The organism is Kosakonia sp. R1.Fl (assembly GCF_023516815.1).
In the GTDB taxonomy this organism is placed as follows: Bacteria; Pseudomonadota; Gammaproteobacteria; order Enterobacterales; family Enterobacteriaceae; genus Kosakonia.
The window spans coordinates 28,558-42,324 of the sequence record NZ_JAMGSQ010000002.1; the positions used below are offsets into that span (position 1 = coordinate 28,558).

12 protein-coding genes and 1 pseudogene are annotated in these 13,767 nt (G+C 46.7%); 8 read left to right on the forward strand and 5 right to left on the reverse strand.

The annotated features are described in order from the left end of the window. Window positions 1–462: 462 nt before the first annotated feature. Window positions 463–921 carry a DUF1311 domain-containing protein gene (locus M8Q36_RS24620; protein WP_249882876.1) on the forward strand — a complete coding sequence of 153 codons (459 nt, stop codon included), beginning with the start codon at window positions 463–465 and terminating at the stop codon, window positions 919–921. 331 nt (window positions 922–1,252) lie between these two features. Here the strand turns inward: M8Q36_RS24620 and M8Q36_RS24625 are convergent, their stop codons facing one another. Next, window positions 1,253–1,540 carry a helix-turn-helix domain-containing protein gene (locus tag M8Q36_RS24625; protein WP_249882877.1) on the reverse strand — a complete coding sequence of 96 codons (288 nt, stop codon included), beginning with the start codon at window positions 1,538–1,540 and terminating at the stop codon, window positions 1,253–1,255. 826 nt (window positions 1,541–2,366) lie between these two features. On the opposite strand from M8Q36_RS24625, the gene M8Q36_RS24630 reads away from it, so the two are divergent. From M8Q36_RS24630 to M8Q36_RS24650, 5 genes are all read left to right on the forward strand, one after another. Then, entirely contained in the window at window positions 2,367–2,699 is a 333-nt protein-coding gene (locus M8Q36_RS24630; protein WP_249882878.1) for a YegP family protein, read from the forward strand. Between the two features lie 518 nt (window positions 2,700–3,217). After that, the gene (locus M8Q36_RS24635) at window positions 3,218–4,357 is read left to right on the forward strand and encodes a DNA cytosine methyltransferase (protein WP_249882879.1); all 1,140 of its coding nucleotides are present in this window, start codon (window positions 3,218–3,220) and stop codon (window positions 4,355–4,357) included. Further along, window positions 4,350–5,351, forward strand: coding sequence for a DUF4928 family protein (locus M8Q36_RS24640; RefSeq protein ID WP_249882880.1), 1,002 nt, complete (start codon window positions 4,350–4,352; stop codon window positions 5,349–5,351). Before M8Q36_RS24635 ends, M8Q36_RS24640 begins: the two co-directional genes overlap by 8 nt. A 781-nt stretch (window positions 5,352–6,132) precedes the next feature. Then, window positions 6,133–6,525 carry a hypothetical protein gene (locus M8Q36_RS24645; RefSeq protein WP_249882881.1) on the forward strand — a complete coding sequence of 131 codons (393 nt, stop codon included), beginning with the start codon at window positions 6,133–6,135 and terminating at the stop codon, window positions 6,523–6,525. A gap of 10 nt (window positions 6,526–6,535) precedes the next feature. Further along, a complete protein-coding gene (locus M8Q36_RS24650; protein WP_249882882.1) occupies window positions 6,536–6,898 on the forward strand; it encodes a DUF3592 domain-containing protein in 363 nt (120 codons plus the stop codon). 104 nt (window positions 6,899–7,002) lie between these two features. On the opposite strand, the gene M8Q36_RS24655 is transcribed toward M8Q36_RS24650, so the two are convergent. The 4 genes and pseudogenes from M8Q36_RS24655 to M8Q36_RS24670 form a co-directional block, all read right to left on the reverse strand. Next, the gene (locus M8Q36_RS24655) at window positions 7,003–7,287 is read right to left on the reverse strand and encodes a type II toxin-antitoxin system RelE family toxin (protein ID WP_249882883.1); all 285 of its coding nucleotides are present in this window, start codon (window positions 7,285–7,287) and stop codon (window positions 7,003–7,005) included. Continuing rightward, window positions 7,277–7,525: a type II toxin-antitoxin system Phd/YefM family antitoxin gene (locus M8Q36_RS24660; protein ID WP_249882884.1), complete on the reverse strand. Its 249-nt coding sequence runs from the start codon at window positions 7,523–7,525 to the stop codon at window positions 7,277–7,279. The genes M8Q36_RS24655 and M8Q36_RS24660 overlap by 11 nt, the downstream gene beginning before the upstream one ends. Window positions 7,526–7,919: 394 nt before the next feature. Further along, window positions 7,920–9,004 (reverse strand): annotated as a pseudogene (locus M8Q36_RS24665) (IS3 family transposase). A gap of 128 nt (window positions 9,005–9,132) precedes the next feature. Then, window positions 9,133–9,429, reverse strand: coding sequence for an ArsR/SmtB family transcription factor (locus M8Q36_RS24670; protein WP_249883008.1), 297 nt, complete (start codon window positions 9,427–9,429; stop codon window positions 9,133–9,135). Window positions 9,430–9,719: 290 nt separating this feature from the next. Between M8Q36_RS24670 and M8Q36_RS24675 the strand changes: the two genes are divergently transcribed. Then, window positions 9,720–12,392 carry a TrlF family AAA-like ATPase gene (locus M8Q36_RS24675; protein ID WP_249882885.1) on the forward strand — a complete coding sequence of 891 codons (2,673 nt, stop codon included), beginning with the start codon at window positions 9,720–9,722 and terminating at the stop codon, window positions 12,390–12,392. Between the two features lie 245 nt (window positions 12,393–12,637). After that, window positions 12,638–13,441: a hypothetical protein gene (locus M8Q36_RS24680; protein WP_249882886.1), complete on the forward strand. Its 804-nt coding sequence runs from the start codon at window positions 12,638–12,640 to the stop codon at window positions 13,439–13,441. Window positions 13,442–13,767: the final 326 nt, after the last annotated feature.

The following is a 13,767-nucleotide window of genomic DNA, read 5'->3' on the forward strand; positions in this document are numbered from 1 at the left end:
ATTGTTACGGTTCGCCCTTACTGGAGGAACATGGTTACCATGGAGGATGCGTTCAGACCATTTGTTGAAACCGGGCTGCTTATCTTGCCGGGGGATTTTCTTTCTTATTTCGCTGGCTTCTCTCTGTTCTTTCCTCAATGTCGCAATATGGCACCCAAACTACGCGCCCTGTTCGATCGACTCAGGGGGGAGGGGCGACAGTATATTTTTAGCTGTGAGCGCGGGGGCGATCACGACGCTGACGTGGCACCTGAGAATTTCCCCTTTTGCCATGAGCGCCATCTGCTTTTGAAACTTATTGCCAGGTGGCAATATAGCCGCACTTGCTAAGCGTGAGATGCAGGCATACAGCAAGCTTAATCGGGGCTGCAATTGCTGGCAGAACAGCGCTCATAAACTTCATCCGGGAAGATTCATCACTCTGCGTTATGAGTCTACAAGACACAGAATCAGGTATTTACAATGAAGAAAATAATGTTAGCGATTATTTTGTTGGCTTTAGCTCCGTCAGCCTTCAGTGCCGAAAAAGCAGATATTATCGCCGGGCCAGAAACTGATACTTGTTGGCGTAATAATACTGACCGTGGAAAAGCTTCTGAATGCTTACACGCTCTGAGTGATAAAAGTAATAAAAGCATGGATGAGCTAGTTGCCAGAACAGTCGGGCAACTCAAGGAGAACAATACTGGCCCCGTATACAAAAGCAAGGATCCTCAACTGACCATTGGTGATGTCTTCAGTCAGCTTTTCCTGGAGTCGCAAAATTCATGGAAAGTGTATCGCAACAGCTTCTGTTTAGGCGTTGGGTCGCAAATCGGTGAGGATACCTATGATTACTGGCCCGATATTTATCAGTGTCAAATCAACCTTAATAAGCGGCATACTGAAGAGATAAAAATGCTTCATGCTGATGAAGAGTGAGTGAGATTAGTAAGTGAGTTTAGTTGCCTGCTGACTGACTTGTTGTAGTTCAGCAGGCTTAATCCGGTTAATGGATTGATTTGATTACATGATGTTTTCGTGCTGGTGGGCGGCGTGAGAATATGGTGAGCTAATAAATTGCGGAACTACCTTGTTGAAAGGTATTGGGTTTTTACTTCCTGCTCAAGGAAATATGGCATCTCTTCATGAGTTTTAGCGCTGGGCATTAACAGGCTGCGCAAGCTAGTTTCTCACCCGTCTAGTGAAAAAGTTAACCGGCGCAGCGGAATGAATAGTTCTGTTATTGCTGCCTTTTGTGATCGGGATAAATTCAGCGGTGAGTCTGCTCAGATTGCATTTTTTTGCGCCGTTGTTTGCGTGGGATTGACTGCCCTTCCGAATCGAAATAGCGGCCAGGCCAAATCTCACTGGCCGCGACGCCAATCGCTTCTGCAATGAGTTGTTCTCCTTTGGGCCATGGTCGGGTCAGTGCGTTAGCGAGGGTTGAAGAACTTAGGCCTGCGGCGCGTGATACGGCGGCCAGCGAGGTGTTGCGTTTATGCAGCGCGGCAATGATATCAGCAGGGTGCCAACCCTTTTTTTCCTGGTCGGTATTCATACAACCTCCTTTGTCAAAATCCAAACATCCTTCTTTTATGAAATTTTAAGACAGCCGGGCGTGGCCGGTTGTGATCCCTTATTCATCCGGGGCAGTCTTAATCGCTTACCAATCAGCGCGATATCTACGGCTCTGATCACATACAGCGATTATCCCTGTTCGCATCAGGACTGGCCTAAATTATTTCTTTGCCTGATAAATTTTAAATTTATTCTTGATTGATTTTTGTGCAAAAGAGAAGTTTGTGCGCCAGATATTGACTTGGTTTGTCGGATTGCGGTTGTGCCGGAGGCTTATTACAACGCATTGGGTGATGCACTTGCCTCGTTAACTTCGTAACTTTGCAGTACCGTCACTAGAATAAAAATCATCCGAATACAACCATGCTGATTACTCCTCAATAAACAGAAAAGCGGATTCTGTTTATCAGTTTTTGCTATCGATAATTAAAGAATTTAACGGATTAAATTGTTGCATTTATATAAATAAATCATGGCGCATCATTCATTGGTTATATGTGTTGCGCCAATTTTATAACACTTCACTGTCATCCATGCTCTGCATTTTATGAATGGCTTGGCATTAATTTGTGATGTGAATAGAAAAATAAACATGTTATTTATGTAAAATGGCTAAGCCCTTTGCATCTACTTACTAATAGTTTGTAAGTGGGTGATGTTTTCCTGGTTTTAATTTATATTGTTGTTCATATATGAATGAATTTTAGGACGCTACATTTGAAGTGATATTATTTTTATGCATATTTGCAACGCCTTAAAATTGAATCAAATTTTTTACGTTATAGATTTTATATCAAGGAGTTAACATGAGTGGTTGGTTTGAGTTAAGCAGGAGCAGTGATAATCAGTACCGGTTTGTTCTTAAAGCAGGCAATGGTGAGATCATTTTGACAAGCGAACTTTATAGGACGAAAAGTTCCGCAGAAAACGGCATAACATCCGTACAGACCAACTGTCCTCTGGATGATCGTTATGAAAAGAAAACAGCGTCGAATGGTAAATACTATTTCAATCTCAAAGCCGCTAACCATCAGGTAATTGGTACAAGTCAGATGTATGCCACTTTGCAATCCCGCGAGACAGGTATTGCTTCAGTAAAAAGCAATGGTAGCAGTAAGACAATAAAAGATAATACATAACATATTAACCTCTAAGGCAGAGCGGCTCTATTCGGTCTGCCTCTACTGACCTCCCGATTAGCTTCCATTCTTTAGTAATAACCCCATTTCTGGCGTAGTAGCTCGCTATAAAGTCAGTCTCTGACTAAATAGAAGCCCTGCATATTTTGACCCGATTCGCAAAAACATATCCGGATATGGATCGTTGACAATGAATTAACCTGTCAAAGTTATAGCTTTGCAAATAAAGCCAGACAGGGTTTGACGTCACTCCCTGTAAACGTGACCAGATATACTCATCTCGATTATGTTCTGCTTCCCGTCGATCATGTGCCGGACGGTCTTATCATGATTAAGCGCCAGTGTCACTGAATACCAACTTATCGATGTACTTAAGCATATTCGGGGTCAGGGTCAAAGCATTTGGCTGCGCCCTTTCAGTACCCTATAACGGGATAATGGGTGGCGATCCAACGAGAGTAAGTGCCAGGCGGAGTACTTTATGGGATGATACTCGCATGGAAACGGGGGGACATTGAGTGAACATAATACCGATTCGGGGCGATTACGAATGGACCGCTTTGGAATTCTTTGCAGGGATCGGCCTGGCTAGGGCCGGAATGGAACAGGCGGGAATCCAGACTGTTTGGTCTAACGACTATGACCTGAACAAAAAAAAGATGTATGAAGGCCACTGGAAATCCCATGAACTTTTGCTGGCAGACATTCATACCCTGAAAAGCGAAGACCTGCCAACAGCAGATGTTGCTTGGGCTTCATCACCTTGTACGGATCTCAGTCTGGCAGGTAGGCGTGTAGGTTTACGGGGCGGCCGTGAATCTTCTGCCTTTTTCGGTTTTACTGATCTACTTGCGGGCATGAATGAACGCAGGCCTGAAGTGATCGTTCTTGAAAATGTCACAGGCCTTGCCTCTTCTCATAACAGAGAGGATTTGAGAGCTGCGGTCAAAGAGTTTAATGCGTTAGGTTATGCAGTTGATGCAATTACCTTAGACGCACGACGTTTTGTGCCTCAGTCCCGGCCCCGGCTATTCCTTGTGGGAGTCAAGAATCCGATTGATGGCGGCGAACAAGATACATGCTTAAGACCGGACTGGCTCTCCTGGTTACATAAAGACCCTGAAGTGCGCACTTTCATGATGCCCTTACCCAAAGCGCCTGATCTGCTGAGCCAGGGCTTCACATTGGAGATTGAGGCTATGTCTGACAGCGATCCGCGGTGGTGGAGTTCTGATAAAGTCGCGCTTTTCAAAGAGTCGATGGCAACTGTTCAACGTGAGAGATTGGAACATTTTGTCGCTCTTGACAGTACTACAGCCCGTACAGCCTATCGCCGCACGCGTAATGGCATTCCCGTATGGGAAATGAGAGCAGAAGATATTTCCGGGTGTTTGCGTACAGCGCGAGGCGGGTCGTCCAAACAGGCTGTGGTAATCATGGGGCAGGGGGCGCTAAAAATCCGCTGGATGACCGGGCTTGAATACGCTCGTCTGATGGGGGCTGGCTGGTACACGCTGGAGAACATGCGTGACTCTCAGATTCAGTATGGTTTCGGGGACGCTGTCGCGGTTCCTGTTGTGGGCTGGGTGGCCAGACATATGATTCTTCCGCATCTGACGGCGGCAAAAAAATCACACGGAATAAAAGTGAATGGATAAGCTGAGTTACAGTGAAATATACCTTGCAGCTGCAAAATCCTGGTATGAAGGGGAACGAGCCAAGAATGGTTCGATAAATACCAACGTTATGAATGCTGGGCTAATTGTCTCACGCATGATGGCAGATGGCATGCCTATTACTGACGATCGATTGTATAGTGAAAAGAAAAGCCAGGTGCGGGGGCTTAGCGGCCCCACCATATCGAAGATTCTTGAACAACATGGCGAACTCCGCGTTTTCACTCGAGAAGGGGGACGCACATCCAGGGGAACCATCTCCCTTGCTGCAGCGTTTAGGGATGTGCTGAACAATACTCAGGTTAATGGAAATGAACCTATCGACGTGGCAGTGGTTTCAAGTCAGCTCGAAGCGTTCTTCACTCAATGTGTGCGTCTGGACTATTTTGATAAACAAAGGATTACGGTCGATCTGGACTATAATAAGCCAGTTGCCTCTGTAGTAAGTGATATCCTTAAGGCAGCGGCGGAACGCTCTGACAAACCCACCGGTGCGGTACTGCAGCATCTTATTGGTGCCAAACTTCAATTACGCTTTCCCGGTGTTAAAATCGGCAGCGACAGAGCCAATGCTGCTGATTTACACACTGACCGCGAAGGTGATTTTCAGGTTGGTACAACGGCATTCCATGTAACTACTGCGCCTATGGAAAAGTTAATTTCACGCTGTGCTGAAAACAAGCGCGCAGGTTACAGACCTGTCATACTAACCCTTGAAAGCAAAGTCATTGCTGCACGCCAGATGGCCGATAACGTCGGTATGTCTGAGCAGATTGCCGTCCAGGCAGCAGAAACTTTCATCGGCAACAACATTGAAGAGATTGCTGTCTATGATGGCGATAAAATCCGGGAAGGTCTCGCAAGGCTGATTCGGACATATAACGACCGCATCAATGTTATCGAGATAGACAAATCTCTTATGATTGATGAGCCTCGCTGGATAGTTAACATACTTTCCGGTTCCACAGATACATAGGAATAATCAAGCGTAACGAGCTGTTATTTAATAACACAAAAAAACCAGTAACCTTTCCCATCCTGATTAAGTATATTCCGCCGTCCGTAATATCCAGGCATGGAACCATAGAGGCGAATAGATCTGCTATGAGCGAGGAACAGCAGTTCATAGTTGCTCTCACCAGCGATGAAGGCATTCTCTAAATGGCGGTGTGTTAATCAACGGGTAGCATCCAAGGAGGCAGCTCGCGTGTTTGATTTGTACCGCACCGCCACTGAGATACAAAATTACCCGGAATAACGAAGGCGTAAGTGGTCGCTTTTTGAGCATGTTCGTTTTGCCAGCTGCCCCTGCGGCTGGACGGCGTTTATCCACAGCTTTATGTCGATACTGTGCAGCCAGACTGTGGACAAGATGGCCTCTTTGTCCACCACCCGATTTATGAGCATGAATGGCAACGGGTTTTTTCAGGGAGCACGCGTTATGCTGTCCTTATATCAATCCATGATTTGTAATGTAGTAAAGCAACTTATTTGCTTTTTACGATGTACATCTGATCTGCCGGAATCACGAATGAAACTGCGCCCTCTGGTTTTTTACCTCCATCACTACATTTTTCCCGAAACCATTGGATAAGATCGAAACGTTACTGAATTTCGAATATTCAGCCCCGAGGTTACTTTTCTCATCCTTTAAACCATACTCTTCAGCATATGTTGCATAGGGTTAACCCTATGATCATGGAAAGGAAACGACCATCGGTGCGGGTGGCCGAACCGAAACGATACAGGACAGGGTGGTGATTAACGTTAACAGCGGCAACTGGACGCATAATGTCAACGACGGCACGATTACGATATTCAGTCCGCAGGATATTACTCTGCGCAGCACCACGAAAATCAACCTCGACGCGCCCAACATTAAAAGTAAGGCAAAGGCACATAATGAAAGCTTTACCGGCAACTCTTTCAGCATGACTGGTCTGTCAGAAAGTTTCACCGGTGCTTCTTTTGGCTTTACAACAACAGCCATCAGCACCTCAGTGATGAGTATCTCAGCAGGGGCGTTTTCGATCAAAAACAAACCATTCGAGCTTAAACGTCACGACAATAAAATTCAGTTTGTAAGCGGGGCGGAGACAACTTTATCCGGGCTCCGGACTTTTTTTGGCACGTTAACCACATTTATTTAAGAAGATGAAAATGGCAAATTTCGCGATGTGGGGCCTGATTGTTGCCATCGCTGTTATTACGGTGGTGGTCATTATCGGTATTCGCAATTCTATCGTCTCAGCGCGCATCAATGAGGCGATAAAGAAGGAGGGAACTGAAGCCTCCGCACTGATCGTTGACGCGGCTCAGCACCAAAATCAGAACGCCGAAGGCCGGCTATCCCTGAATCTTACAGTCGAGTTCACCGCCGGAACGGAAAAGGTTGTGACCAGGAAAGATGTGGTGGTCAAAATATTCGATGCCGATGAGTTTAAACCCGGGCAGCGAGTAACAATCCGCTATAAAAATGATGACCCGTCACAAATTGTGGTGCTGGGGAATGCTGGTAATTAAGAGGGTCAAGCAGGTAAAGCCCAAAAAACTCCCCAGGGAAAAAGCGACTCCGGATAAGGCGAATGGATAGCTGCCATACAGCCCTTACCGGATATCCGGAGCGATTAATTTCTGTGTTGGGTTGCATTGTAGATATCATCATTTTCTCGTTTACCCACTCCAATTACGATGACCGTCACCATTTCATCGTTTACGCTGTAAACCAGTCGGTAACCCGCGCCACGGAGCTTTATTTTGTACTGATCTTTCCGTCCATGAAGTTGTGATGCGGGCACCCGTGGGGTCTGGAGGGGCTCAGTGAGTTTCTTTTTGAATTGTTCCCGAATGGTATGGCCCAATTTTTTCCATTCTTTCAACGCTGATTCATTAAAGGCCAGCTTATAGGTCATCAATATTGACCTCGATTACTGACTCACCGATTCGCTCGTCAGCAATACGACCCAGCTCCTGATCTTCCAGAATTTCCATCAGTTGTGCATACAGGGCAGGTGGTACACAGTAAAAAGCGGGTTCGTTGCGATTCAGGATGGCTACCGGGGCACCGTCTCCTGCATTGAACGTACCCATAGGATCACGTTTAAGCTCTGTAATGCTGGCCGCAGTGGTGGTTAAAATCTGAAATGCCATAACATATCCTCCCGTTAAGAGCTTCACTGATAGATCAATTAAAAGTGCTTTTAAAGGTGTTTTTCATTAAGCGGTGGTTTTCTTTACCATAAATCACCCTTCGGAAGCTTATCGAAACAGAGCCGATATGGGTCAAATGGATTGGAACCCGACTGTATTTGGTTGAGTGCATACCCGGTCATAGCGTAGATTCTTATGCGCGTTTCTGGCGTGCATGTTCGTGTGGTTTGTCAAAGTTGTTTCACCGGGATACGCCAGAAACGCGCTCCTTGTGTTTTCGATGGGCGTTAATCCCGAATAAGATATTGCCTGTGGTCAATGTACATTGAGGTATAAAGGCGGTGTCGCTTGAGGCGTTTTGGACTGACCCCACGCCCGTAGACAAATTCTGTCCTCACGATTGGGCCTGTTCGAAGGCCTCCAGACTGACGCCACCGGGGTGACTGTGGCGCCGGGCCCGGTTGTAGAACACTTCAATGTAATCGAAGATATCGGCCCGGGCCAGATCCCGGGTTTTGTATATTCTCTTCCTGATGCGTTCTTTTTTCAGTGAACTGAAGAACGATTCGGCCACCGCATTATCCAAACAGTTGGCACGCCAGATCATGCTCGGTGCCAGGTTATTGGCCCGTCAGAAGCGCTGCCAGTCGTCACTGCCGTACTGACTACCTTGATCGCTATGTACGATGACCTCGTCGTCCAGTTTTCGGCGCCAGACCGCCATCACCAGCGCGTAGAGCGCCAGTTCGCGTGAGAGAGTGGGCTTCATGGACCAGCCGACCACATTACGGGCGAAGAGATCGATAACCACCGCCAGATATAACCATCCCTGCCAGGTGCGGATATAAGTAATATCGGTGACCCAGACCTGGTTGGCCCGGACAACGGTGGACTGCCGCTGCACGCGATTAGGAGCAACGACTGAAGGCTTGCCAGCGATACGACGTGGCGCTTTATAGCCGCGCACAGCTTTAATCCGGTTCAGTTGCATAATCCGACCCACCCGGTTTTTACCGCAGGTTTCCCCGATTTCGTTCAGATCGCCATGAACCTGCCGGTAACCGTATACGCCTCCGCTCAGGGAATATGAGGCGCGGATAAGTATCAGCAGGCGCTGGTTATCTTTATCACGCGCCGGGACAGGGTTATGCAGCCACGCATAGAACCCGGCCCGGGCGACATTCAGTACCCGACACATCGTCATCACATCCCATACAGTGCGGTGTTCATTGATAAAGCGGTAATTCAGTCGGGCTCCCTTGCAAAGTACCGCGCGGCCTTTTTCAGGATATCCCGTTCTTCTTCGGTGCGTTTTAGCTGCGCCCGGAGTTTCAGGATCTCGCTTTTAGCTTCCAGTAAATCCCGGGCATGCTGCTCGCTGTTATCAGGTTTGATGGCCCGTAGCCACTCGTAGAGGCTGTGTGCAGAGACGCCCAGACGGTCAGATACTTCGGCGACGGAATAACCGCGTTCCGTTATCTGACGGACGGCTTCTTCCTTAAATTCAGGTGTAAATCGTGGTGTGCCCCTATGCTCCCCCTATGCTCAAACTATAGGGCAGGATCGTCTACCTAGACGGGGTCAGTCCAACTATAGGGCAGGATCGTCTACCGGGGCGGGGTCAGTCCACAGCACTCTTCAATTAAGAACGAGATGAGTTCTTCAAGTTTTTCATAGTGGGAATGGCAGAAAAGGGTTCTACCTTGCCTTTCTTGCTTAATCAGGCCGACGGACATCAGCGCTGACAGATGATGACTTAGCGTAGATGCGGGAATCTCAATTCTCTTTTGAAGGTCACCTACAGACATCCCTGTTGGCCCCGCTTTGACTAGATCTTTATAGATTACCAGCCGAGTCTGATGCCCCAATTCTTTTAGTGCAGATGCAGCCGATACGATATCCATCATATTCCTCAATGAACATTTCTATAATTTTAGAACAATGGAAATTTAAACATCTATCAATACACGTTTCTTTTGCATATTTTGCAAAAGAAGATATAAACAATACATACCTATTTATGTCATAAAGGCATTATTGAGTTTATTGTCGTTTAAGCATCTAATTATTGCGGTTTTAACAGTAATAATCCCTGCGAGTTAAACCTGCTTCAAACTGACGTGGAAAGTACCTGGCGGGGGCATATATCCACAATATTATGAAAGATGAGTACTCTTAAAAAAGGATCATCCGGGTGAAAGGTTCACATTGGAATAAATGGGATTTACACATCCACAGTCCGATGACGTGGCTGGCAAATAATTATAACGCTCAAGATATTGAAGGCTTCGTCCGTAAACTCGGAGAGCAGCAGTTATCCCTTGTCGCCGTAACCAACTATTTTTACTTCAGACAGAACGAACTAGAAACTATCAGAAATGAAATCGCCAGACAGGGACTTGCGATCACGGTTCTCGGGAACGTTGAATTTCGGCTTGATCAGCAGAACAAAAACGGCGAATTCATCAACATACATATTCTCTTTTCAGAAAAGCTGAGCACCGAACGTATCAACGAAGCCCTTTCCCGCCTCCCAATACGCCTCACTGATGGCGACGGAAAAAATGTGTACTGTTGTGAGAAAAGCGTCAGAGAAAGCGATCATGGAGTAGATACCATTACTGTCGCATTATCCGGACTCACTAACCACCTAAATTCTGAACTACGACCTTTTCAAGATTACCTTATCGCCGTTTGCCCCAATGGTTACGGAGGGTATCGTCCAGGAGCTACTGGACGTTCTGCTGCAGCGGCAACCGAGATAGACCGTCAGGGCCAGATAATCTTCGGGGGTGTTGATGACCGCACGTTTTTCCTAAGCACAGAACGCTATCCCGGAGCGACGATCAAACCAGTTTTTCTTTGCTCAGATGCGCACAGCCCAGAACAGATTGGCGGGCGATATACATGGGTCAAGGCGCTTCCCACCTTTGAGGGATTAAGGCAAGCCATGCTCGAGCCCGAATGCCGTCTTGCGTTAGACCAAACCTCGCCCGCCCAGCGGCTACCAAAAGTGCATTTCAGCCGCCTTGAAGTGGGTGGCCAAATTTTCCACGGCCAGAGTATTTGCTTCAGGAAATTATCCATCCCCCTTAACCCGGACATGGTAGCCATTATTGGTGGCCGGGGAACAGGGAAAAGTCTCCTTCTGGATGCGATTCGCTCACAGTTTGCCGGAGCTGCCAGCCGCGGCAGTGAAATACGTGACGTTAATGTACAGCACCTCATTGTGGAACTTGATAAGGCCAACGGAGAAAAAGTACTTTTTGAAAGTCGGAGCGAAGGGTACGAATATCTCCATGTATCTCAGGGTGAGATCAAGCTGCTCTGTCAGCAACCAGGCTTGATCAGCGATGAAATCAAAAAAATGTTACGTCTTTCAATAGAGGATATCCCGGAATCACTCAGGGAGGCACTGGCGGATAACTTGAGCGACTATCGTGCATTTCGTGAATACCACAGCTTTCGTGATGAACAACGGCAAGCCATCAACACGGAGAGTTATCATGTTGGCGTAATAAAAGCCGCTCAGGATAAAATCAACACACTGACCAGCGAAAAAAATAAGCGCCTGATCGAACAATTTCAGATTAACAGCTCTCGCAGTACGGTCCTGGCAAAGTCGCTGACCAGCACAAGCCTTCTGCTTCGTGAGACAGTTGAAGCAGAGGCCAGTCTGAATATGCGCATCCAAGAAGTTAATGATGCTGGTACGGGGGCTGTTCCCATTCCGCCGCTTGATCTAACTTCCCACAAAGCCTTTGTGTCAGCCCATATCTGCGCGCTGGAGAAGCAACAGGTACAGCTCGAAGAAGAAAATAAAAGAATCGTTATTGCCTTCCGGGAGCAGGGTATTGAACAGGATATTTCCGGTGTGCTAGAGAAAATTCGCGGTTACCAAGAACAGATCCAGCATGCCACCCTCCGTCAGGAAGAGATTCAGCAGCGCGTCGTGCAGGCAAAAATCGGAACAGCACAACGGGCCACGCTGGCGACTGATTTTGTACACCATCTGCTGGGTAAAAAAGAGAAAATCGACAACACCTTTGCATCTCTGACGGAAAAGCCGCATCTGACCACTGACCAGCGAGAGCTGATCCGTGAAATACTCATGGATATCCGTATCTTCGGGCAACCTCATTTTGATATCCCCGCGTTTTACAGTGGAATACTTGAGCGTGTTAACAGGGGAAAGTTTCGCGTTTCAGGCGAATTATCTACCGAGGAAAGACTACGGACGGTATTTGGTGTGCACAGTATCGAGGATTTTTTGGCTCTTATAGCTGGTCAGAAAATGATCTCCCTTCCTGAGATGCCGGGCGAAAAAATCTCCATTGAAACATTTGTATGGAAAAGTGAATATTTTAACTCCCAAGGGCCTTTTGCACTGCTTGCCTTTCTTTTCAGCCCAGAAAGTATTTCACGTTATCTGACAGTAAGGGCAGAATTTGAATATAAAGGGAAAACAGTTGAAAAACTTTCCGCCGGGCAACGGGGAACGTTTTACGTATGCCTCAAGCTAGCCACTGATGCCTTTGGTTCCCCCTTCGTGTTCGATCAACCAGAAGACGATCTTGATAACGACTTCATTATGCACAATCTGGTACCTTTATTCCGCAAGATCAAACAATACCGCCAAGTAATCATCGTTACCCATAATGCCAATTTGGTTGTCAACTGCGATGCTGAGCAGGTGCTTATCGCCAACAATACGGATGAAATGATCAGTTATCGTTGCGGGGCCCTAGAATATGGCGATCACGGTGAAGAAAACAGTATGCGAAAAGCAATATGCGATGTACTTGAAGGTGGGCGTACTGCCTTTGAAGCACGCGAGCAAAAATATGGTATGCTCCTGATAGGCTAAAGAATTATCAAGTCGACAAGGTGAAATTAAAGAAGATATGGCCGCAAATTTACAGGCCATATCTTTTTTATGACAGCCTGAAGCGAACCTTTAAATCAGAACACCATTGCTACCATCTCCCCAAGACTGTCAGCCCTTTTCATCCCTAAGGAGGAATGAAGTGTCAGAATCTGGTTGAACCAGAATGGCACCCTATACCAAGGTACTCATTCGGAATCGTGGCTGATCCCTAAAGGTAAATAATAATGACTACAGAAAAACATGGGTCGACACTAGCGTACTGGTTCCGCTGTACCTGGGAAATTGCACTGACAGCAGTCGTCAGTGCAATAGTAACTTGCCTATTTATACTGGTGGCCGTTCTTGTTTTCAGGATGACAGAAACCGGCAGCGCCGTAGACTGGCTATCGGCAATCCTGAACTTGGCTACTGTATTGACCGCAATTGCGGCATTTGTTGTAGCACGGAGTTGGCTTCCCCAACTCACCACCCAGGAGGGGTACAAGCTTGCCATCAGCCTTGTGAATGACGAGATTCGAACTCTTGATCGCAGCAATCCATTGAAAGACGATGTCAATAAGGCTGTGCAGGCCGTAAAAAATCTTGGAAATAGAAGGACTATCCTTAACACAGAACCTGAAATTACAAAACTCCGAAGTATCATAACATCCGCCGAAAAACGACGGAAAAAGATGCGGGATCTGAGAAAAAAAATGGAAACGTATGGTCTTGAACCCGCAACTGACCGAGCCGCTGCACTTGAAAAGATGTTAACTGCACTTGGTAAATGCATTGATCGGGCGAATACTGCACAAGTGCTGCTGATGGTGTTGAGTCTAAAAGGCTCAATAACCGAGCTATCTCAAGAGTTTATAAATTCTGATCGATTCTCAATGATTGAACGTTTGAATAATGGGGAGGACTTGGAAACTCTGACTATGGAGAATCTTTCGGAACTGGACAAAGCATGGTGGGACATGACTCGTGAACAAGAAGAGTTTCTCGGGAAAAACAGTCAGATTGGTAAGCTCTTTAAGGTACGCCGGTGAGTCCGAAGAGGGTTATGTGCAGATGATACGGGTGAGGATTACGTTCCAACAAATCGTCGAAGAAAGCTGGACTATTTTGCTTAAATAGAGCTCAACAATTTACCTGATTTGTGTATTTTTAGTAGATTGTTAATTAAACAAAAGAGGGGGCGTTGCCATGAGTGAGAACGGTTTCAATAAATATGACCTGAGCAGCACCTTTGCGCGCTTCACCACAAAACGCCGTAATATCGTTAGTGATGAGTCCAAGTTAAAGCGGAAAAAACCTGAGCCAATTGCACTATCCAGCGCAACTAATGCATGTGGAACCGCCGTGACCTGCCCCC

Bases quoted from the DNA above. Each gene is read 5' to 3' on its own strand.
- M8Q36_RS24650 (WP_249882882.1), top strand. From the start codon at position 6,536: ATGGCAAATTTCGCGATGTGGGGCCTGATTGTTGCCATCGCTGTTATT.
- M8Q36_RS24640 (WP_249882880.1), top strand. From the start codon at position 4,350: ATGGATAAGCTGAGTTACAGTGAAATATACCTTGCAGCTGCAAAATCC.
- M8Q36_RS24620 (WP_249882876.1), top strand. From the start codon at position 463: ATGAAGAAAATAATGTTAGCGATTATTTTGTTGGCTTTAGCTCCGTCA.
- M8Q36_RS24655 (WP_249882883.1), bottom strand. From the start codon at position 7,287: ATGACCTATAAGCTGGCCTTTAATGAATCAGCGTTGAAAGAATGGAAA.
- M8Q36_RS24670 (WP_249883008.1), bottom strand. From the start codon at position 9,429: ATGGATATCGTATCGGCTGCATCTGCACTAAAAGAATTGGGGCATCAG.
- M8Q36_RS24630 (WP_249882878.1), top strand. From the start codon at position 2,367: ATGAGTGGTTGGTTTGAGTTAAGCAGGAGCAGTGATAATCAGTACCGG.
- M8Q36_RS24625 (WP_249882877.1), bottom strand. From the start codon at position 1,540: ATGAATACCGACCAGGAAAAAAAGGGTTGGCACCCTGCTGATATCATT.
- M8Q36_RS24680 (WP_249882886.1), top strand. From the start codon at position 12,638: ATGACTACAGAAAAACATGGGTCGACACTAGCGTACTGGTTCCGCTGT.
- M8Q36_RS24660 (WP_249882884.1), bottom strand. From the start codon at position 7,525: ATGGCATTTCAGATTTTAACCACCACTGCGGCCAGCATTACAGAGCTT.